Here is a 20,596-nt window from a genome sequence, read left to right on the forward strand (position 1 = left end):
GCCCTGTCGCGCGCCACGCATGTGCCGTAAGCCTGAATAAAGCTCCAACATCCATAGTTAACAGTGCGCTAACGCTTTTCTTCTAATTTTTGCGACGTGTGCCTTTCCGGATCACCGGAAACGGCGATCATGTTTTGCGTGCAGGGAATTACCGTGACGGATCGCTTTCGTGAGTTGGAAAGGCCACAGACCGGCCGCTTGAAGGACGTTGTCCTGATGGCGACGGTTACCGGTTTCGAAAGCCTGCGCATCCCCCGCAAATCCGATATGAAGCAGTTTGCCGAACTGTTCGAACCGCTCTTCCTCGGCTCCAGCAACGAAGCGCGCCGTCAGGCGGCGGCAGCCCTTTCCCAGTGCTCGCAGATCCCCGAAACAGTCGCCGCATTGATCGGCGGCATGCCGATTTCGATTGCCGCGATTTTCCTGACGCGTTCGAAGGCGATAGCCGACCGCACTCTCATTGCGGTCATCCGCGAGCGCGGGCCGGAACATGCCGCAGCAATCGCGCGGCGTCCCAACCTCTCCCCTCTTGTCGTCGATGCCCTGGTCGAGCACCACAATCCACTCGGGCTTGCCGCGCGCAGCAGCGCGGCAAAGCAGGCGGTGGCGGAACAGACATACCCGGAGGCTGCAGCCGCTTCCTTGCGCACCGCCCGCGAAGAAGCGCTCAGGCACGAGATCAAGACCCTGGCGCGAGCGGGGTCACGCAACCCCACGCCGGCCGCCTCATCCGAGGCAATCAATGACGTGCATGCTGCATTGCTTGTTCGCTTTGCCCGCAGCGGCGAGATCATCCTGTTCTCGCGCGTCCTCGGCCAGGCGCTCGGCACCAAGGACGCCCACGTCGAGCGCATCCTGCTCGATATTTCCGGACAGCGGCTTGCGACGAGCCTCGTCGCGCTCGATGTCCAGGCGACCGATGCCGGTTTCGTGCTTCAGGCCCTGTATCCGCATCTTCGTGAGCCCTTCGGCGAGACGAGCCATGCGGAAGCGTTGATCGGCGCCATGAACCGTACCGCCTGCCGCGAACAGCTCGATGGCTGGTTCGAGGCAGAGGCCGAAGAAAGCGCTCCAGCGGCAAGGCACGAAGCCTACTTTGCCGAAAATCCCGCCAACGATGCGCGGCAGATCGGCGCCCGCAAGATTGCAGCGGCCGCCGGCAATGTGCAGCCCCAGCGGCTTTTCGGCGGGCGACGCGGCTAGGCGCAGAAAATACTCATCCTGCTCCTCGCCTTGACGCGGTCTGCTTCCCGTTTCGGGAACATGCCTGGGCGTACCGGTGAGTCCTCGCCCGCCCTAGAAAAGCTGCTTCATCGCTTCGATGGTCCAACTCCACTCGCGACCCGTCGGAGCCTGCGGTCCTGCGATGCGGCCATTGCGATCGGCAAGACGGTGTCAGGGCCGGCTTGCCCCTTCCTCCGGAACCACCTCGAACAGATCGCCATGGTCGTCCAGCTCGATCTCCACGATCCAGCAATCCGGATCGAAGCGGATTTCGCCTGCGAGCGCCGCATCGACCCGCTCAGTATCGCTGTCGCGCAGCCTCACTTCGAACTTGCGGCCGAGCGCGACTTCGTCGTCGAAGAAATTCTGCGGCGCCGGGGCAAAGAGCGTCTCCGTGCCGAGCCGCGTCCGCTGGCGGATGAAGATCGCACCGGCCTCCTCCGCTCCCTTGCGCAGCACGGCCGCATAGCCGCCGAGCGAAAACGCGCGGCGCAAGAGGGACGAGACGAAGATGTGAGACTTCAGGCGCATGAAAGGCTGATACACGCGCTGGACGGCGCAGGCAAATCGGCGGCGCGGTCAAACCCCACTGGCAATCAGAGTGCGCCGATTTCCTTGAGCTTTTTCAAGACCTGGGCATTCGGTTCACCGGTCTGCGGCAGGCGGTAATGTTTCTCGAAATGGCGGATCGCCGCCCGCGTCTGCGCTCCGGCGACGCCATCGACCGTCACATCCGCATAGGCGAGGTTGCTCAGCCCCTTCTGGATGTTCAGCACCAAGGCGCTCGAAACCGGGATTTCGGCACGCGGAACGAAATTGCTCTCCTTCTCGGAGGAACGAATGGCGGCAGCGACCGGATCGATCTCAACGCCACTGCCCTTGGCCTCGGCGAGAGGTCTTCCCGCCGGCATGACCTGAGCAGCCTGATCGCCAGGTGCCGCCCGAAGTGCCTGCAGCAACTCCGTACTGGCCGAACCCGTCTCGGCGCGGCCGGCCTGCGCTTCGAAGCGCAGGATCGCGGCCGCCGTCCGTGGGCCGCTGCGCCCGTCCGGCGCGCCGTCATAAAGGCCGACGCGGTTCAGTTCCTTCTGGATGTCGGCAACGAGCTTCGAGGTCGCGCCACCGGGCACGCTTGCCACGCGCTCAGGCGACGGTTTTTCCGTCGGCAGATCCGCGGAAGCCACAGCTATCACGTCCTCGACATTGTCCGCCTTGGCCTCGCCCTCGCGCTCGATGACGAAGGTGGTCACGTTGCGCGGCTCGATCTCTTCGCCCTTGGCGATGGCGATCCGCTGCGCGGTTTCGGCGCTGACGAGCGGCACGCGGGTGCGCATCAGCGGTGACGGGTGCACACCGTGCTGGTACCACATGGCATTGGCGGCAACGAAGGAAAACACGACCAGGAAGGCGGCCGAGCCGCCAGAGACCAGGGGATGGCGCGCCATCAGCCGGCCGGCAAGCCCAACACCCTGTCCGGCAAGAGCCAGCCCGCGCACGGCCAGGCCAGGCGCACGCCGCGCGGCCTTCTTCCGTTCAGGCTGTTTTCGCTTGCGCGGCGCCATATCCCCGTTCCTCGTTCAAACCAACGTCTTCGGACCGCCCTCCTTCGGCGGCCGGCCTCGCCTCTCCGTCGCGTAGGCGCGGCGGAAATTCCACCGTCACCGACGAACGCTGCTCTTCTTGCTCGGCAACGGCGATGCCGGAGCCGTCGCGCGGTATCGTCACGACGATGACGGTCCCCTCACCCTCGCGGCTGCGAATCGTGAGGTCGCCACCATGAAGGGCAACGAGGCCCTTGACCAGCGAAAGGCCAAGACCCGTGCCTTCGTAGCGGCGTGTATAGTCGTTCTGGATCTGGACAAAAGGTTGACCGAGCAGCTCCAGCTTGTCGGCGGCAATACCGATGCCGGTGTCGCTGACCGAGAGCTTCAGCATCGCACCGTCCACTTCAGCGTCGATCGTCACGACGCCGCCATGGTCGGTGAACTTCACGGCGTTGCCGACCAGGTTGATGAGAACCTGCTGGAAGGCGCGCTGGTCGGCATTGACTTCGCCAATGCCGCGGGTGACGCGGCTGACGAGCTTGACGCCCTTTTCCGCGGCCTGGTGCGACAGCATCGCCTCGCAGGCGGCAACCGCCTCGGCGACGCGGAACGGCTCGGGCATGAGCTCGTAGCGTCCCGCCTCGATCTTGCTCATATCGAGCATGGTATTGACGACGGAGAGCAGATGTTCGCCCGACTTGTGGATGAGGCTCACATACTCGCGCTGGCGATCGTTCTCGAGCTTGCCGAAATACTCGCCGCCCAGCACGTCGGAAAAGCCGAGGATCGCATTGAGCGGCGTGCGCAGCTCGTGGCTGACGGCGGCGAGGAAACGGGTCTTGGCATCGTTCGCAGACTCCGCTTCGGCGGTCCGGGCCGCCGCCTCGGCGCGCAGGCCTGCCTCCTGAGAGACATCGCGCGACTGCGCAAGGATCGCCGTCAAGTTGCCATCGCGATCGCGCAAGGGCGCCAAGTCGCAGGACATGTAGACGAACTGTTCGCCTTCGATCGGCAAGGTCCGCCGTTCGATACGGATATCGACCGTCGCCCGATCGCCGCCCTGGCGAAGGATGTCGATCGCGCTCAGGAACGTAATGCGGTCGGAGACGTGAATCTGCTCGATGAAGCCGCGGCCCGCCGGGTCGCGCATCAGCGTCAGGTGCTCGGCGGCATCGCGCCCATGCACGGAAAGGACATTGCCGCGCAGGTCATGCACGGTCACGAGGCCCGCAAACAGGTCATAGGCTGCCGAGAGGTCCCGGAGAACGGGATCGGACGGAGCCGGCGCAGCAGTTTCCGGCGCTCGGCCGCGAGCGATCGCCACGGCTGCCGCCAGTAGCGAAGCGGAAGCCCAAAGAGCGGTTCCGAGCGGTAGGGCCGAGGACACGGGCATGGCGAGCGACAGGGCGAGCGGCGCCACCGGCAGTGTCGTCAAAGACACGGCCGCAACAGTGCGCAAACGTTTCGTGTCGCGGCGCCCGGCGGGCGAAGAAGCCTCACGACGGGGCAGCCACAGGGCCGCGATCTCGTCCACGCGGGACGCCCATCTGCCAGCCATGTTACGCAATACGCTCACGCTTTACCCTGCTACATTTGTTGTTCTTGCGAGGCTGGCGCGACCGATTTCCCCTATTTGGAAACCGCGATTCAGACCGCCTCGTGACATGTCGGAATCTCGCATCCCCGGCTTAATGAAAGAATAAACGCGCCCGTGCCGGAACGGTGCGAAACGGCCGAAAAATCCCGTTTTGGAGCAAATTGAGCGACCTTCATTTCTTGTGGTTAACGGGGCGTAAGCAACGGATTTCTGTGCATTTTCTGCACAGCGTTAACGATTGTGGCGAGCCCGCCGGCACGCCATTGCCGACGCTTCCGGGCTTCGCACACAGGGTCCCGCCACGAACCTTAACGGCGAAAGCTAAAATGCGACACAAATGCGCGGCAAAGCACTCGACGGCGGCATTTCATTAAAATTTGAAGCAAATGCCGCTCGTTTTGGAAAAGCCGTCTTGTGAATCCCGTCCTAATGTCGGTGTCAACAAAGGGACGGACGCTGCCTCGAAGGCAGCAGCTCCCCGAGGAAACGACGGCAGCGTGAACGGGTATCAGGGGATACGACGGCGCTGCGGGATGCCGAAGGCACAAAAGCCGGCTAGAAGACTGGCGAGCTCAGGCAGCTGAACGAAGGATGGGCAGAACATGTGGTTTCTCATCAAGGCGACATTCTGGTTTTCGCTGGTGCTGGTGCTGCTGCCATTCCTCGATCCGTCGAGCTCGCAGAAGCTGGAGCACGCTCCCAAGGTCGAGCTTGGCGACACCTTCGCCGCCGCCAATGAGGCCTTCCAATACATCAGCGCCATCTGCATCCAGAAGCCTGAGATTTGCGAGAAAGGGGCAGAGACCTTCGTCGCCCTCGGCCACAGGGCCCGCGAAGGCGCTCGTATCGCCTATGAGTTCCTGGATACCCAGTTTGCCGAAACCGATGCGGCCCAACCCGATGCCAAGGTGATGACCGGAACGGTCACACCGGTCATGACCGGCACGGTCAAGCCCGCTGCCGATGTGGCAGCACCCGCCACCGAGGTCAGCACCATCGATGCAGAGCCTGTCTTCAAGCGCACGCCGGTTCCGGAAAAGCGCCTCGATCCCAAGGCCGCGATCATCCAGTAGTCATGCCAAGCCCTCGGTCGAGACCGGCGGGCCACCCATTCGCAACTTAACTGCCTGACTTGCCGCCCTGTCGTGGCCGCCGCGAGGATCCCATCCCCTCGCGGCGTTTTCTTTTCAGGCGCAACCTTTGATCGCCAAGAGCCAGCCACGCACAAGTCGTGGCTGCTTAGGTCCGCCGCACGGCAAGCGGAGGCACCCAATGCAGATCTACGGGCTTTTTTCGAATGCGGGCGTGACGCGGCCAGCGACAGCCGGCACATCGACCGCCGTCGAAGGCAAGAGCCCGGCATCGGCCGCATTGCTCCTCGGCACCGACGAAGACACTGCCGACCGCGCCGCCGCAGCAAAGAAGAAGCTCGACGACATCAAGGAACAGCTTCGCATGCTCCGGTTCTTTGCATCGGATCCGGAAACGCTCGCAAGGCTCGCCAAGCAACTCGCTCAGCAACTCGGCAGGGCAGCCCAGCAGTTGGCCGGCGCAGACGGTGCCGGAGCGATAAACGGTGTTGCCTCCGCTGCGGCCGTGGCCGCCTTGGCAGATGCCGGCAGTGCGCAAGTGGAAGGTGCTATCCCCGGAAACGATGCAGCCACGTCCGCAGAGCCGACAAGCTTCGCGGAGCGCGCCTATCGCGAATTCAGCGACGATGACGGTGAGTCCGGCGCCACCGCGAAAGTGGCCGCCGAACTCAAATCGCTTGCCGAGCAGATAAAGCAGCTGTTGCGAAAGGCCGAGCAGGAGTTGCGCACCGAGGGATCTGCCCGTAACGCTGACGATGCGCGCGCGGCCGGCCATGCCTTGTCGGCGGCCGTCGGCAAACTCGGCGGGATCGATGCAGGCGCCGGAAATGCCTTCATCTTCCCAACAAGCGTTTCGATCTGACCGCGCCGGCGAAATGCCGCCGATGCCCAAGGTAACTGTTATTGACGGTTCTCAATGGGCTTGCCATCCCCTATATGAGGGCTGAAAACCTGCATGCCTGATGGGAAAGGGCATGAACAGGGACGAACCTCGTTCGCGGCAAGGACCGGCGGGCGTATAATCTCCTGATAACTGGACCCGGACCATGACGACGCTTGACCAGATCATCGACGATTTCGCCTTCCTCGACGAGTGGGAGGATCGCTATCGCTATGTGATCGAACTCGGCAAAGCTCTGCCGGACATGCCGGAAGCCAAGCGGACCCAGGAAAACAAGGTTCAGGGTTGCGCCAGCCAGGTCTGGCTCGTCACCCAGGCGGCCGGCAATCCGGAGGACCCTGTCCTGACTTTCGAAGGTGAATCGGATGCGCATATCGTGCGCGGCCTGGTCGCAATCGTGCTCGCCATCTATTCCGGCAAACATGCCTCGGAGATCGCCAAGACCGATGCGATCGATACCTTCGGCAAGATCGGCCTGATCGAGCACCTGTCGACGCAGCGCGCCAATGGCCTGCGCTCGATGATCCGCCGCATCAAGAACGAAGCCGAGCTTCGGCTGGCCGCCTAAAGCGCGTCGCGATCTCTCAGGTTCGCGCCTTGCGCTTTAAGTTTTATGATATTTCGCATGTCGTTATCGCAAAACCGCTGCGCACGTTTGCGCGAAAGGCTTCAAGGCGCCGTCAGGACCTGCCGCAGCGACCGCGCTGCTGACAGTACAAAACACAAGAGCCGGACGCTCAGGCCCGGCCCTTGTGTTCAAACCAAATGCCGTCAGGCAAATTGCAGCAACCAGCCGCAAGGCTTCACCAGACGGTTGAAGTCTTATTTGCCACGGCGCTTGCGGCGCTGGCCGAGGCCCATTTCCTTGGCGAGACGCGAGCGTGCTTCCGCATAGGCGGGCGCGACCATCGGGTAGTCGGTCGGCAGGTCCCATTTCTCGCGATATTCTTCCGGCGACAGATTGTGGTGAGTCATCAAGTGGCGCTTCAGCGACTTGAAGGTGCCGCCACATTCGAGGCAGGTGATCTGGTCGTCCTGGACGGACTTGCGAACCGACACGGCCGGCTTCGGCTTTTCAACGGGGATGACGACCGGTGCCGGCGCCGCGGTGTTGTTGAGCGCCGAGTGCACATCTGCGATCAGCGTGGAAAGCTCGGCGACGGGAACCACGTGATTGCTGACGTAGGCGGCAACGATTTCCGCCGTCAGCTCAACCAGAAGTTCATGGCTCGCGCCAAGCGCTGTTTCAGTCATTTCTTTCTCCTATCGGACTTCAGCACAACCCGAAACGGCGTCTCGGGGGAGGAACGCTTGCAAGAGCCGCCAGGAAGCCTTCGCTGCCTTGGGATGGACCATCAAACGCGGCAAGGACAAACGCCGGCCACGATATCAAGAGTAGGAATTTTGATTACGAAACCTGCTGCCGAGTCACCGGGACGACCGAACTCTCAAAGCAACAACCAACATTCACAACTCAAGCTGGAATTTCAGATCAAAGTATTTCCACGACGACACTTTACATTTACTCGATTAACATCGATGCGTGAAATGTCCAAACATAAATTTGCCGACAGTTAGCAACTTTATCTCCGAATTGCTAAAATGGCCACACTGCATCGCAAAGTTCTGAAATACAGATTCAGAAATGTCATCGATCAGCGATGACGTGGCTCTACTTTTGTGGAAGCTGATCTACAACTGACAGCTTCGTAAGTTTGTAACCGGCCTGATGTGCGGCTTTTGCCAAGAGATGAGCCGAGATTGGTGCAGTCAGAACGAAGAAGAAGAAGCCTGCAAGCGCCCGAATCAGTATCGCCGCATCCAGAGAATGAACGCCCGCAGCCAGCAGCAACAGGCCTGAACCTACGGTGCCGGCCTTAGACGCTGCATGCATACGGGTGTAGAGATCGGGAAAACGCAAGATGCCAATTGCCGCAAGCAGCGAAAAGATCGCGCCGACGATCAACAGAGCGGCAACCAATACAGCAACGGCCATGTCCAGGACGGGGTTCATCGGCGCCCTCCCTTATACTTGCGACGGACCGCATTGGATCTCGGTGCGGACGCGCGCTTTGATTCCGGCGAGCTACGCTCAACGTTGGCCGTCTCTGGCGAAAGCCCGCGAGCCAGGATGAAGCGGGCAAAGGCGACGGTCGCGAGGAAGCCGACCAAGCCAAGGGCAATGGCAATATCGATGTAGAGGTTGAAACCGGTGCGGATCGCGACGACGGCAATCAGGCCAATGGCGATCGCCACCAACATGTCGAGGCCGAGCACGCGGTCCGGTAAGGTCGGGCCGCGGATGATGCGCCAGACAGTAATCAGAAGGGCAACAGACAGCGCGATAAGTGCGAAGCCCGTAGCGAGGGCTTCGATCTGGTCTGGCAGGCTCATTCGAAAGCCTCCTTTATCCGCCGTTCAAAGCCGTTGGCGATATCGCGCCTGAGGCCGCCGGGATCGGCGCAATCGAGCGCATGGACGTAGAGCGTCCGGCGGTCGTCGGAAACGTCGACCGACAAGGTCCCAGGCGTCAGCGTGATGAGATTGGCGAGCAACGCGATTTCGAAATCGCTCCTGACCGTCAAGGGATAGGCAAAGATGCCGGGCTTCAGCTTCATCTTCGGCTGGATGACCATGAGCGCGACCTTTGTGGCCGAGATTGCGAGTTCCTTGAAAAAGAGAGCGGTCAACAACAACAGTCTGAGCGGACGCACCGGATAGGTGATGGGCTGGAGCTCGCGGCGGATCAGCCATAGAGACAGCGCTCCAACGGCGAAGCCGAGGATCAGATTGGCCAGCGAGAAACTGGCGCTGATCGCACCCCAGATCGCCGTGAACACCAGGTTGATGGTTAGGAACTTGGTCACGGGGCACCTCCCGGGAAAACCGAGTTCAGATAGGCCGAGGGCTCAGCGAGCGAGGCAGCAGCGCTTTGAATGGTCGAAAGCAGTGGCTCCGGGTAGAGACCAATCGCCAAAGCCAGGATGACCAGTACGGTGAGCGGCAGCAGCGCCGCCGGCGAGATCGTCGCGGAAGCGGTCGTGACCTCCCCGGCTGCCGCATCGCGCCAATAGGCCAGCAGGAAGAAACGCCCGGTGACAACAGTCGTCAGGAAGCCGGTGAAAAGCAGGGCCGCGGCCAGCCACCAGGCGCCGATATCGAGCGCCGCCTTGACCAGCATGACCTTCGGCCAGAAGCCGGAGAATGGCGGCAGACCGGAAACGGCGAAGGCCAGCATGAGCGTCAGCGCCGCGAAACCGGCGTGGCGACGATAAAGGCCTGCCAGCGACGAAAGCGAGAAGCTGCCACCGAGCTTGGCCGCAACGCCGGATGCGAAATAAAGCGCAGTCATGACGAGCATCGAGTGCAGCGCGTAGAAGATCGCGCCGCCAATGCCGCCCGGCCCGCCGACCGCAATCCCGGCGAGGATCGAGCCGATGCCGGAGACCACGAGATAGCCGAGCATGCGGCGGAAATCCGATTGCGCCAGCGCCCCGAAGGCACCGACGAGCATGGTGAGCGCGCCGGCAAGGGCAATGACGAAGCTCAGTTCCTCGCGCTGGAGCGGCAGCAGCATGACGGTGACGCGGATCAGGGCGTAAATGCCGACCTTGGTGAGCAGGCCGGCGAAGAGCGCCGACACCACGACGCGCGGCGTATGGTAGGAGGCCGGCAGCCAGAAATTGACCGGGAACGCCGCCGCCTTCATGCCGAAGGCCAGCACGAAGAGCGCCGTCAGCGTCATCAGCGGCGCCGTGCCGGCAAGGCCTCCTGCCTTGCGGGCGATATCGGCCATATTGAGCGTGCCAAAGCTCGCATAGAGATAGCCTGTCGTGATCAGAAACAGGGTGGTCGCGACCAGATTGAGGAAACCATACTTCACCGCTCCGTCGATCTGCTCGCGCTCGGAGCCGAGCACGATGAGGCCGAACGACGAGATCAGCAGCACCTCGAACCAGACGTAGAGGTTGAAGATGTCACCCGTCAGAAATGCACCCGAAACGCCGGCCATCAGCAGCATCAGGAACGGGTAGAAGCCGTAGCGCCGACCGCTGTCGTTGATATCCGCGAGCGAATAGATCCCGCCGGCGAGTGCCACCACCGAGGCGGTCAACGCAAAGAGAGCGCCCGTCAGATCAACGGTGAAGGCAATGCCGAAGGGCGGCAGCCAGCGTCCCATGACCATTGTCACCGGACCGCTCGCAAGCACATGCCGAAGCAGGAGAATGTCTATCAACACGAGACCGGCCAGTCCGAGGACAGCGATGTAAGGGTGCCAATCGATCTTTCGGCGCAGCATGACAAGCAGTGCGCCGATCGCCAGGCACCAGGCGACCGGCAGGATCACCAGCCAATCGGCAGAAGCGACCGGCTCGAGAACGAGTGCGGCGGAAAGATCTGCGTGGGGAGAAGTTGAAGCGGCCATGGGTCGGTCAGTATCCAAGCGGCGGAGCCGGCTCGTCCTTCGGCTCGGCGACGCGCATCTCGTCGGTATTGTCGGTCTGCAGCACCTCGTAGGCGCGCCACGCGAGAACCAGCAAGAAAGCGAAGAAGGAGAAGGAGATCACGATCGCTGTCAAGATCAGTGCCTGCGGCAGAGCGTTTGCCGCCGGTCCCGTGAGCGCGTCCTGGTGGCCGGGGACGACCGGCGGCACGCCGCGCGTCAGCCGCCCTCCGGTGAAGATCAGCAGATTGACGGCATTGCCGAGAATGGCAACACCAAGCAACACCCGGATGATGGATTTCGACAGCAGCAGGTAGACGGCAACCGTGAAGAAGATACTGACGAGCAGCGCGAACCAGGCTTCCATCACTCGCCTCCCCGCTCTTCGAGCGAAAGCGCAATCGAGCTGATCGCCCCGACGACGACGAGATAGACGCCGCAATCAAACAGCATCACCGTCGAGAACGGGACTTCCAGGCCGAGAACCGAAGGATAGATCCAGAGACCGGTCATGAAGGGGACGCGTGCCGCAATCGAGATCAGGCCGGCGACCGTCGCTGCGAACAGCCCCGCGCCGGCAATCGTCATCGGGTGAAAATAGATTGCACGGCGCACCGTCTCGACGCCGCAGGCGATGCCGTAGATCGCCAGCGCCGAAACCGCGATCAACCCGCCAATGAAGCCGCCGCCGGGCTCGTTGTGGCCTCGCAGCAGCACGAAGATCGAAAACAGCACCATCAGGCTGGTGAGAAAAGGGGCGACGGCCCGGAAGATCACCGACATCATGCGCGTTCCTCCGCATCCGGATCATTGTCGGCGATGCGGCGGAGAGAACCAGCCCTCAAGCGGACCAGCGACAGGATGGCAAGACCGGTGACCATCACCACGGCGATCTCACCCAGCGTGTCCGTACCGCGGAAATCGACGATGATGACGTTCACCACATTGGCGCCGTGCGCGATCGATTTCGAATAGAGATTGAAGAATTCCGTCAGCGCGGAGTCAAAGGGAACGCCCGTCGTCTTCAGTAGCATCAGGCCGAAACCCAAGCCGCAGGCGAGTGCAATGGCAAAATCCGGGACCTTCTGGGCAAGCGGCCGATGGTCGGACGGCGAGAGCCTGAGGCGCGTCATCACCAGTGCCAGGACGACGACCGACAGCGTCTCGATCATGAACTGGGTGAAGGCAAGATCCGGCGCACCATAGAGCAGGAAGATGACGGCAACGGCAAAGCCCTGGATGCCGAGCGAGACGATCGCTGTCAGCCGATCCGGAGCGAGCACGACGGCAACGAGACCGATGACCGCGATGGCCATGATCGCAAGCTCGTGCAGTGGCACGTCGGGTGCAAAGAACGGCGCGCGCGGCAGTTCGCCGTAGGTGAGCGGAACGACCAGCAGCACGCAGGCAACCAGGATGAAGGTCGCCGTCATGTAGACGTCGAGGCGGCCGGATTGCAGCCGGCGCGTCAGCCCGACGGAAAAACGAACGAGCCCGCGGATGAGCTGGTCGAAACCACGGTCCGGCCCCCAGCCGATATCGGCAAGGATTGCGGCGATGAAACCACGCAAACGATCGAGCTTCAGGTAGAAAACGATCCCGATCAACGCGGTCGCGGTCGACATGGCCAGCGGCACCCCGACATGCGGAACGACGGACATCGTGACCGCACGCGGTTCGCCTGATATCGCCGATGCCATCGGCGTCGACACGAGTTCGTGGGTCAACCCCGAGAGCAAGGCGGCGGAAAGCCCCTTGGCGGCAAGCAGCGCCGGCCCGAGCCAGAGCAGCACCGGCGCCTCGTGCGCCGCCTTCGGCGTCTCCACCTTCGCACCGATGAAAGGCTTGAGGGCGACGGCAAAGGCCACCGCGAACATCAGAGCATTGCCAAGGATCGCGATTGCCGCAAAGACCACGGAGCGCCGGTCGAAGCCGGAGAGCGCGTAGTAGATTTCCTCCTTGGCGATGAAGCCGAAGAAGGGGAACAGGCCGCCCATCGAAAATGCGGCTGCAAGCGCAATGACGAACGTAAGCGGCATGGCGGAGCGCAAGCCCCCGAGCCTGGTCACGTCACGCGCGCCGGTCTCATGATCGATGATGCCAGCAACCATGAACAGGGCACCCTTGAACAGGGAGTGTGCGACAAGATAGAGCGCCGCCGCCTCGATCGCGTGCGGGAAGCCGAGACCGGTCAGCATGACCAGCAGCCCGAGCGAGGCCATGGTCGTATAGGCGAGCATCAGCTTCAGATCGGTCTGGCGGCAAGCAAGAGCTGCGCCGATGACGAGCGTGGCGCCGCCGAAGAGCGGCAGCAGGATCTGCCATTCGGGCGTGCCGCCGAGCACGGGATTGAGCCGCATCAACAGATAGACGCCGGCCTTCACCATTGTCGCGGAATGCAGGTAGGCCGAAACGGGAGTCGGTGCTTCCATCGCGTTCGGCAGCCAGAAATGGAACGGAAACTGCGCCGACTTGGTGAAGGCTCCACCGAGGACGAGAATGAGCGCGGCCAGATAGAACGGGCTCTCGCGCATCTCCGTACCAAAGGCCATGAGCAGCGAAAGCTGGGTGACTCCGCTGACGTTCCAGATGATCAGAAGTCCTGCGAGCAGGAACAGGCCCCCTCCTCCGGTCACGATCAGCGCCTGAAGGGCTGCGCGCCTTGCCGCTTCGCGCGAATGATCGAAACCGATCAGCAGGAACGACGTGATCGAGGTCAGTTCCCAGAAGACGAAGAGCATCAGGAAGCTGTCGGACACGACAAGCCCGAGCATCGATCCCATGAACATCAGGATGAACGAGAAGAACCGTCCCTGCTGTGGATGGCCTTTCAGGTAACCGCCTGAATAGAGCACGATCAGCATGCCGATGCCGGCGATCAGCAGGACGAAAGTCAGCGACAGGCCATCGATCAACCAGGAAAAGCTGACATTGAACGACGGGATCCAGGCATAGCCGCCGGTGACCACCTCGCCTTTGGCCACGTCCGGCCAGAAGCGGGTGAAATGCAGGACAATGGCCGCCGGGAAGAGTGCCAGAACCCAGGCCGCATTGTGCCCGAGGAGGCGCGTGAGCAGCGGCGCGACCAAAGCTCCCACGAAAGGGAGTGCGAGAGCCAGAAATGTCAGGGCCGCAACATCCATCGTCCTGGCCTGCTCCTTTATGTTTTCACGATACAATCAATCGAAGACCCGACATAAAAGAAGGGTTGTGGCGCCTCAAGCCTTATCCAGATAAAATCGACGTTATGTGCCGTTAAGTCGCTTCGGAGATCGGACGCAGCAGTCCAAACACTATCAGATTCGTTCGTTTCGTGCGGAGGCGGCCGACAACAATTAAAATGCTGTTAGCATAATATTCAGTTGTCGTCGCAGCAGGATCGAACGTCCTAGAATCGGGACAATAAGACGTGGTAGTTGTACGTAAAGGCTTCTTCAATTCAAAATAATACGAAGCCTGGATCCGCCTGCCGGCGGAAACCAACGGCTGCTCGGAACGTCTGCCTTCGACGATATCTGTGAACCGCAAGGCGCCGGCTCATCGACCGTCTTTCTGCCGCAAGCAGCATGAAACGGAACAACACAACGATCACGGGCGAGGCCTGCTTGGAACGATCTCGCATAGTCGTCATCGCCAGTATCCTGGCTGCACTCGGCGCGATCCTGCCGATGATGGCGGCCTATTATCTTTCCTGGTCGATCGCGGTGCGCAGCGAGCAGACACGGCTTTCCCATCTTGCCGACTACGCCATCATGCGCGCCGATGCGGCGCTCGAGGAAGCCTCCCGGGCGCTGAAAGCCGCCGACCGGTTTGACATGCCGCCCTGTATGGCAACACATATCGCAGCGCTGCGCTCCCTCGTCGTCAATACGACCTCCATCGAAGACATCGGCTATTTCGAAAACGGGCTGCTCAGGTGCACGTCGTGGGGCTATCCGCCGCGCCGTCTCACCCGCTCTCCGCCCGCCGATTTCTTCGCGAGCAACGGCGTCGAAGTCATCCCGCGGATGTACCCGACGATCAGTACCGGCGCCCCCATGACGGCGTTTCGCTATCGTTCCTACACCGTACTGACCAACCCGGCTCGATTTGTCGACGTGATTGCGGAGCCCGGCACCCGGCTTGCAGTCGCCACGAAAAACGGCGTCCTGATCGGCACTCTGAACAATCCTGACGCGTCGCTTACGGCCCGGCTCGCCGAACTTCCCGAAACCGGCAGCAACGCCGACGATCTGTTCGCAACCTCCCATGGCGCAAACTGGATCGCCGTCGCGAGCGCCCCCAACATCGCCATTTTTAAGGACATGGACCGGGAGCGCCTGCTGCTTCTGCCGGTCGGCGCCCTGGTCGCAGCGCTTATGGTCGGCCTCGTCGTCTGGCTGTCGCGGCGCCGCCTTTCGCCGCTCGGAGAGCTCTCCATCGCCGTTCAGCGGCGCGAATTCATCGTCCACTATCAACCGCTCATCGAACTGAAGACCGGCATCTGCGTCGGTGCCGAAGCGCTCGTACGCTGGCGGCGGCCCGACGGGCAAATGGTCCGCCCCGATCTCTTCATACCGCTGGCGGAAGAGAACGGCCTGATCGAAGAAATCACCGACCAGGTCATCTATGCCACGATTGCCGAGCTGAAAACGGTCCTCCTTGCGGATCGCTCGCTGCACATTGCCGTCAATCTTGCCGCCGACGACATCAAATCGGGGCGCATCCTGCCGGTGATCCAGGCGGTGCTGGAAAACACCGGCATACTGACCCAGCAGATCTGGCTGGAAGCGACCGAACGGGGCTTCATGGATGTGAAATCGGCCCGCGCAACGATCGAGGAGGCCCGCCGGCGCGGCCACTCGGTGGCGATCGACGACTTCGGCACCGGCTACTCAAGCCTGCAATACCTGCAGGAGCTTCCGCTCGACGCACTGAAGATCGACAAATCCTTCATCGACACGATCGGAACGGACTCTGCCACCAGTTCGATTACGCCGCATATCATCGACATTGCCAAGTCGCTCGATCTCTACATCGTCGCCGAGGGCATCGAGCGGCAGGAGCAGGCCGACTATCTCATCGAACGCGGTGTCCAGTATGGCCAGGGCTGGCTGTTCTCCAAGGCGTTGCCCGCAGCGGAATTCATCGCCTTCTACAACAACAGCAAGCGCCGGCGCGGCGCCGGCCCGACCGTAATCCGCCGCGAGATCGCCTGACGCCACGCCGTCGACCGCAATGCCGGGCCGCGACGTGAATTGCGCGCTTCCGGCGGCATTCCTATATAGTCGCCGCAACGACAGGAGATCTTTCATGACGACCGTTAAGACGCCCAAGGTGGTGAAGACCGATGCGGAATGGCGGGCCATACTCTCGTCGGAACAATACCGCGTCACCCGACAGCAGGGTACCGAGCGTCCGTTCACCGGCCCTTTCCTCAACAACAAGCAGACTGGCACCTATGAATGCGTCTGTTGCGGCCGGGCCCTCTTCCGCTCGGACACCAAGTTCGATTCCGGCTGCGGCTGGCCGAGCTATTTCGCTGCGATCGACGACCAGGCGATCCGCGAGATCGAGGACCGCTCGCACTTCATGGTGCGCACGGAGATCCGCTGTGCCGACTGTGACGCCCATCTCGGTCACGTGTTCCCGGACGGCCCGCCGCCGACGGGGCTTCGCTATTGCCTCAACGGCCATGCGATGACGTTTACCGAGGATTGACACCGGCGCGCGGAAGGAGTGGCATGGGGGCTGCTGTTCCATTAGGAACAGGCCCTGCACCGAAGCCGCGCTATCTAGACTTTGGGTCGAGCAAGCGAGAGGAGGTCCCGCATGCTGCGCATCCTGACAGCACTCACGCTCCTGCTTTCGTCTGCCGTGGCAACCTCGGCCGCCGACGATTGGCTACCCTATGCCAATGCGCGTTTCGGCTATGTGCTCGACATTCCGCCTGGCTTCGAACTGCAGAGCCAGGGCGACAATGGCGACGGCGCCAGCTTTCATGCCAACGACAATGGTGCGACCCTTTCGGTCTTTGGCAGCACATTGCTGGATGGCGACTTCGAGACCGACGTCAACGACCGCATCGGGATCGAGCGCGAGGGCGACTGGCGGATCGCCTATGCGCGGGTGACGGCAGCCTGGGCAAGCTTTTCGGGCGTCCGTGGCGAAGAAGTGTTTTATACCCGTGCCATCGCGCTCTGCGACGGCAGCGCCGCCTATTTCCGCCTTCAGTACCGCAAGAGCCGGCTCACCAGTTTCGACGGCGTGATCTCGCGGATGGCGGAGGCCCTCAGGCCATCGGAAGGCTGTCAGCACCCGCCTGTCGCTGCGGTTGCGGGCGAAGCGCCGAACTGACCGCCGCTCAGGCTGCGGCGCTGAAGCAGCTCAGCACGGCCGAATAGTGAACGGCCGCACCGGTCACAACGAAACCGTGCCAGATCGCGTTCTGGAAGCGCAGCCTTTCCCAGACATGGAAAATCACGCCGGCGGAATAGATGATGCCGCCGATCAGGATCAGCACCAGTGTCGTTGCCGTCAGCGCCGACAAGAGCGGCCCGACAGCGAGCACGCCGCTCCAGCCCATGGCGAGATAGAGCAGGATCGCCAGCCGGTCGAACCGGCCGGGGAAAAGACATTTGATCGCAACGCCAAGGGCCGCAATCGCCCAGATGCCAATCAGCATCACGAACAGGAACGGGTCTTCCAACCCGCGCTGCAGGAACGGTGTATAGGTCGCGGCGATCAGGATGAAGATCGAGGAATGGTCGAAGCGGCGCAGGAACCATTTGGTCCGCGAGATCGGATAGAGATTGTAGAGAAACGAGATCGACAGCGTCGCGAGCAGCCCTGCCCCGTAGACGGCGGCGGCAGCGAGTTGGCCGCTGGTGCTCCAAAGCGTCGCATAGAAGATCAGTGCGGTGACACCGACGAGCGCGGCGGCAAGACCGATGCCGTGCACGATGCCGTCGGCAATCAATTCCGAGCGGTCATAGTTCCATTTGACGCCAGCGAATTCCACGCGATCCCTCTCCCGGGTCTCTGTCTTTTTCTCGGGCACGCTCGTAGCTGTCGCGCCATCATCGCCATCCTGCCACAGCCCTGGGCCGCCGCAAAGATATGGTGGCGTGGCGAAAGCATCAACTTTTGCAACGCATTACAACAATCGCATGACATATCTGCTGAGTGCGCGGGACCTTGTTCGCAGGCGCGGCGATGACCACATGCGCTCACAAGATTACGCCGATCGGGAGGAGAACCATGTCGAAGTTGCGCACCCCTCAGCCGGAACTGGCGGCCGCGCTCAGCGACCTTTGCCTGCGATCGAAAGCGGTATGGGGATACGACGCCGCCTTCCTGGAGGCCTGCCGTCCGGCGCTGACGCTGACGGCCGAGGACTGGAAGGATTCGGACCTGCAGATCGCCGTCGATGGCGAGCGGATCCTCGGTCTGGCGCAGGTTCGCTCCGATGGCCAGATCGCCGAACTCGACAAGCTCTTCATCGATCCGGACGCGCGCGCCACTGGCATTGGCCGCAGCCTTTTCGCCTGGTGTGTCAAAGCAGCGCTCAACCGCGGCGCCACGGTCATGACGATCGATGCCGATCCGGGCGCTGCCGATTTCTATCGCCGCATGGGCGCGGTCGATGACGGCGTCATCGCATCGACCGTAATCCCGGGGCGCTTTCTGCCGAGACTGAAGCTGGAACTAAGATAACCATCCGAAGATCGCCGCTGCGGGCACGGCGGCGATCGCTCGATGGTTCATCTTCCGCCCCGGGCAACCTCCGCCGCACATTCCTGACAGAGCGGCGCATGGGGAACAGCTTGCAGGCGCGCTGACGAAATCGGCAGGCCGCAGCGGACGCAGGTGCCGAAGGTGCCGGCGGCGATCCGGTCGAGTGCCGCGTCGATCGCGCGGATCTCTTCCTGCCCGGCAAGCCCGAGGCCTTCCAGAACCTCGTCGCCTTCCCGCTCGGTCACGCGATCCGGCACATCGGCGTTCATGGGCTCATCGAGATCGTGCTCGATCTTGACCAGCCGCCCCTGCAGCTCCTCCTTGCGGTGGGTGAGGCGGCTGCGAAAATCGTCAAGCGCAAACTTGTCCATCTGAAGACTCCTCGGCGGTGGCGGCGCAGGATCGCGCCGCAGCCGCTCTTATTGTTGGTGGGTTACCGGTCGACGAGTACGGCGCAGGGGCAATGGCTGACCACGCGGCTCGCGGTCGATCCGATGAAGTAATCGATCAGGCCCGGCCGGTGGGAGGCGATGATCACCAGATCGGCATTCTCTTCGCTCGCGCAGGCGTTGATGGTGCCGGCAGCACCGCCGGTGCGAATTTCAACACGGCCGTTGATCCCGTGCTTGGTCTTCATGTCCTCGAGCGTCTTTTTTGCCTGCTTGCGGGATTCCTCGACCATCTCCAACGGGAAATCGACGATCATGTAGCCCTGCGCATAGGCATTCAGATCTTCGACAACGTTGAGCAGGACAATCTCGCCCCCTTCGTCGATCAGCTTCTCGGCGATGCCCAGCACAGATTCGCCGTGCTCGAGCTGATCCATGGCAATCGGGACGATGATCTTCTTGTACATGCTGTACTCCTTCTGTTGCCCTCATGGATCGCCGCGCCAGATGTGGCGGGCCAATCCCTCGTCTGGAGATTGCGCCTCGACCGCTTTCCCGGCTTTGATTGAAATCAAATCGAAAGCGCCGCGCTCGCGTGACCCTACTCAAATGGAGGTAGGGCGACGGCAACCACTGTCAACGCTCATCGAACACAACATCAAGCGACTGACGGGCTTCCGTGAACGGGCGAGCCGGCCCATATTCCGGGTAACAGTTTCAACGAAACTGGGCCGGCAGACCAGCCACAGTTTCGACGCCCAAGGAGGCAGACATGACGGATACCCCGACCGAACACGCCCTCGCCATGCCTGCGCATGTCGACCACGCACATCTGGTCGTCCAGGATCTGCCCGTTGTTTCGGCCTGGTACCAGAGAATCATGGGCTTGAAGCCGATCGAAACGAGCAAGAGCGGCGAAACGCTCGGTGTTGCCGGCCGCCCGCTCCTCAGCCTGACAACCGAGGGCAACGCTGCCAGGGCACCCCGCAATGCGCCGGGTCTCTTCCACAACGCCTTTCTCGTGCCGAACCGTGGGGAGCTCGGCCGTTGGCTGGCCCACGCCGCCCACAACAACATTAGGCTACAGGGCGCTTCCGACCATCTGGTCAGCGAAGCAATCTACCTCGCCGATCCCGAAGGTAACGGTATCGAGGTCTATCGTGACCGGCCGCGCTCCGAATGGAGCTTCAAGCCCGACGGCACCGTCGGCATGGACACGCTGCCGCTCAATCTCCAGGCGCTCTATGACGAAGCACCCAAGGACAATTGGGACGGCATGGCTGATGGAACCGCCATCGGCCATATCCATCTGCAGGTCTCCAACATCCCCGAAGCCGACGCGTTCTTCCGCGACGTGCTGGGGCTCGGGCTGATGGCACGCTATCCGGGCGCGAGCTTCTTCGGTTCGGGCAAGTACCACCACCATGTCGCCGCCAACATCTGGAATTCGCGTGGCGCACCGAAGCGCGAAGGCCATATGACCGGGCTTTCGGACTATACGATCCAGTACAAGGACCCGGCCGAACGCGCCGCGGCGCTTGCCAAGCTCGATGCGCTGGAAATTCCGGTCAACCGCGCCGGCGATGGCTACAGCCTCATCGACCCCTGGGGCATCGGCCTCAAGCTGGTCGCCTGACCCCTTTTCTCCCTGGCTGCAGACGAATGATGTCTGCGGCAACTCGTCGGCCGC

Annotated in this window: 23 protein-coding genes; 9 read left to right on the plus strand and 14 right to left on the minus strand. The window is 62.1% G+C overall.

Going from position 1 to position 20,596, the window contains the following annotated elements:
- Positions 1-129 precede the first annotated feature (129 nt).
- Entirely contained in the window at positions 130-1,203 is a 1,074-nt protein-coding gene (locus tag ACTJKM_RS00255; RefSeq protein WP_113514566.1) for a DUF2336 domain-containing protein, read from the plus strand.
- Between the two features lie 192 nt (positions 1,204-1,395).
- Here ACTJKM_RS00255 and ACTJKM_RS00260 read toward each other — a convergent pair whose 3' ends face one another.
- The 3 genes from ACTJKM_RS00260 to ACTJKM_RS00270 all read right to left on the minus strand — a co-directional run bounded on the left by ACTJKM_RS00260 (position 1,396) and on the right by ACTJKM_RS00270 (position 4,326).
- Positions 1,396-1,755: a DUF1491 family protein gene (locus ACTJKM_RS00260; protein ID WP_057250408.1), complete on the minus strand. Its 360-nt coding sequence runs from the start codon at positions 1,753-1,755 to the stop codon at positions 1,396-1,398.
- A 65-nt stretch (positions 1,756-1,820) separates the two neighbouring features.
- On the minus strand, positions 1,821-2,786 hold the full coding sequence (locus ACTJKM_RS00265) for a peptidoglycan-binding domain-containing protein (RefSeq protein WP_058325570.1): 966 nt from the start codon (positions 2,784-2,786) through the stop codon (positions 1,821-1,823).
- Positions 2,758-4,326, minus strand: coding sequence for a sensor histidine kinase (locus ACTJKM_RS00270; RefSeq protein ID WP_058325569.1), 1,569 nt, complete (start codon positions 4,324-4,326; stop codon positions 2,758-2,760). The genes ACTJKM_RS00265 and ACTJKM_RS00270 overlap by 29 nt, the downstream gene beginning before the upstream one ends.
- 641 nt (positions 4,327-4,967) lie before the next feature.
- Between ACTJKM_RS00270 and ACTJKM_RS00275 the strand changes: the two genes are divergently transcribed.
- The 3 genes from ACTJKM_RS00275 to ACTJKM_RS00285 all read left to right on the plus strand — a co-directional run bounded on the left by ACTJKM_RS00275 (position 4,968) and on the right by ACTJKM_RS00285 (position 6,925).
- A complete protein-coding gene (locus tag ACTJKM_RS00275; protein ID WP_057250413.1) occupies positions 4,968-5,438 on the plus strand; it encodes a DUF5330 domain-containing protein in 471 nt (156 codons plus the stop codon).
- Between the two features lie 199 nt (positions 5,439-5,637).
- On the plus strand, positions 5,638-6,318 hold the full coding sequence (locus tag ACTJKM_RS00280) for a hypothetical protein (RefSeq protein WP_113514564.1): 681 nt from the start codon (positions 5,638-5,640) through the stop codon (positions 6,316-6,318).
- 184 nt (positions 6,319-6,502) lie between these two features.
- Positions 6,503-6,925 carry a SufE family protein gene (locus ACTJKM_RS00285; protein ID WP_058325567.1) on the plus strand — a complete coding sequence of 141 codons (423 nt, stop codon included), beginning with the start codon at positions 6,503-6,505 and terminating at the stop codon, positions 6,923-6,925.
- 254 nt (positions 6,926-7,179) lie between these two features.
- Here ACTJKM_RS00285 and mucR read toward each other — a convergent pair whose 3' ends face one another.
- From mucR to ACTJKM_RS00325, 8 genes are all read right to left on the minus strand, one after another.
- On the minus strand, positions 7,180-7,611 hold the full coding sequence (gene mucR / locus ACTJKM_RS00290; RefSeq protein ID WP_034789336.1) for an exopolysaccharide biosynthesis transcriptional regulator MucR: 432 nt from the start codon (positions 7,609-7,611) through the stop codon (positions 7,180-7,182).
- Between the two features lie 418 nt (positions 7,612-8,029).
- Positions 8,030-8,353, minus strand: coding sequence for a monovalent cation/H(+) antiporter subunit G (gene mnhG, locus ACTJKM_RS00295; RefSeq protein ID WP_057251077.1), 324 nt, complete (start codon positions 8,351-8,353; stop codon positions 8,030-8,032).
- 14 nt (positions 8,354-8,367) lie between these two features.
- Positions 8,368-8,751 carry a cation:proton antiporter gene (locus ACTJKM_RS00300; protein ID WP_057250419.1) on the minus strand — a complete coding sequence of 128 codons (384 nt, stop codon included), beginning with the start codon at positions 8,749-8,751 and terminating at the stop codon, positions 8,368-8,370.
- Positions 8,748-9,224, minus strand: a complete 477-nt coding sequence (locus tag ACTJKM_RS00305; RefSeq protein WP_058325566.1) for a Na+/H+ antiporter subunit E — start codon at positions 9,222-9,224, stop codon at positions 8,748-8,750. Before ACTJKM_RS00305 ends, ACTJKM_RS00300 begins: the two co-directional genes overlap by 4 nt.
- Positions 9,221-10,783 (minus strand): Na+/H+ antiporter subunit D, encoded by a 1,563-nt coding sequence (locus tag ACTJKM_RS00310; RefSeq protein WP_058320308.1) that lies wholly within the window; start codon positions 10,781-10,783, stop codon positions 9,221-9,223. The genes ACTJKM_RS00305 and ACTJKM_RS00310 overlap by 4 nt, the downstream gene beginning before the upstream one ends.
- A 7-nt stretch (positions 10,784-10,790) precedes the next feature.
- Positions 10,791-11,168, minus strand: a complete 378-nt coding sequence (locus ACTJKM_RS00315) for a Na+/H+ antiporter subunit C (RefSeq protein WP_057250425.1) — start codon at positions 11,166-11,168, stop codon at positions 10,791-10,793.
- Complete coding sequence (locus ACTJKM_RS00320) at positions 11,168-11,587, minus strand: Na(+)/H(+) antiporter subunit B (protein WP_058325565.1); 420 nt, start codon at positions 11,585-11,587, stop codon at positions 11,168-11,170. The genes ACTJKM_RS00315 and ACTJKM_RS00320 overlap by 1 nt, the downstream gene beginning before the upstream one ends.
- Positions 11,584-13,944 (minus strand): putative monovalent cation/H+ antiporter subunit A, encoded by a 2,361-nt coding sequence (locus ACTJKM_RS00325; RefSeq protein ID WP_113514562.1) that lies wholly within the window; start codon positions 13,942-13,944, stop codon positions 11,584-11,586. Before ACTJKM_RS00325 ends, ACTJKM_RS00320 begins: the two co-directional genes overlap by 4 nt.
- 462 nt (positions 13,945-14,406) lie before the next feature.
- On the opposite strand from ACTJKM_RS00325, the gene ACTJKM_RS00330 reads away from it, so the two are divergent.
- The 3 genes from ACTJKM_RS00330 (at position 14,407) to ACTJKM_RS00340 (ending at position 17,137) form a co-directional block, all read left to right on the plus strand.
- The gene (locus ACTJKM_RS00330; protein ID WP_082640666.1) at positions 14,407-15,999 is read left to right on the plus strand and encodes an EAL domain-containing protein; all 1,593 of its coding nucleotides are present in this window, start codon (positions 14,407-14,409) and stop codon (positions 15,997-15,999) included.
- A 94-nt stretch (positions 16,000-16,093) separates the two neighbouring features.
- Entirely contained in the window at positions 16,094-16,501 is a 408-nt protein-coding gene (msrB, locus tag ACTJKM_RS00335) for a peptide-methionine (R)-S-oxide reductase MsrB (RefSeq protein WP_058325563.1), read from the plus strand.
- Between the two features lie 111 nt (positions 16,502-16,612).
- Positions 16,613-17,137, plus strand: coding sequence for a hypothetical protein (locus ACTJKM_RS00340; RefSeq protein ID WP_058325562.1), 525 nt, complete (start codon positions 16,613-16,615; stop codon positions 17,135-17,137).
- A gap of 7 nt (positions 17,138-17,144) precedes the next feature.
- On the opposite strand, the gene trhA is transcribed toward ACTJKM_RS00340, so the two are convergent.
- Entirely contained in the window at positions 17,145-17,801 is a 657-nt protein-coding gene (gene trhA / locus ACTJKM_RS00345; protein ID WP_058325561.1) for a PAQR family membrane homeostasis protein TrhA, read from the minus strand.
- Positions 17,802-18,040: 239 nt separating this feature from the next.
- Here trhA and ACTJKM_RS00350 point away from each other — a divergent pair, with 239 nt between their 5' ends.
- Complete coding sequence (locus ACTJKM_RS00350; RefSeq protein ID WP_058325560.1) at positions 18,041-18,496, plus strand: GNAT family N-acetyltransferase; 456 nt, start codon at positions 18,041-18,043, stop codon at positions 18,494-18,496.
- A gap of 47 nt (positions 18,497-18,543) precedes the next feature.
- On the opposite strand, the gene ACTJKM_RS00355 is transcribed toward ACTJKM_RS00350, so the two are convergent.
- Entirely contained in the window at positions 18,544-18,888 is a 345-nt protein-coding gene (locus ACTJKM_RS00355) for a TraR/DksA family transcriptional regulator (RefSeq protein ID WP_057250441.1), read from the minus strand.
- Positions 18,889-18,950: 62 nt separating this feature from the next.
- Positions 18,951-19,373 carry a universal stress protein gene (locus tag ACTJKM_RS00360; protein ID WP_057250443.1) on the minus strand — a complete coding sequence of 141 codons (423 nt, stop codon included), beginning with the start codon at positions 19,371-19,373 and terminating at the stop codon, positions 18,951-18,953.
- Between the two features lie 305 nt (positions 19,374-19,678).
- Here ACTJKM_RS00360 and ACTJKM_RS00365 point away from each other — a divergent pair, with 305 nt between their 5' ends.
- Positions 19,679-20,542 (plus strand): VOC family protein, encoded by an 864-nt coding sequence (locus ACTJKM_RS00365; protein ID WP_058320314.1) that lies wholly within the window; start codon positions 19,679-19,681, stop codon positions 20,540-20,542.
- The last annotated feature ends 54 nt before the right edge of the window (positions 20,543-20,596 follow it).

The organism is Ensifer sp. 22460 (genome assembly GCF_052044935.1).
GTDB lineage: Bacteria > Pseudomonadota > Alphaproteobacteria > Rhizobiales > Rhizobiaceae > Ensifer.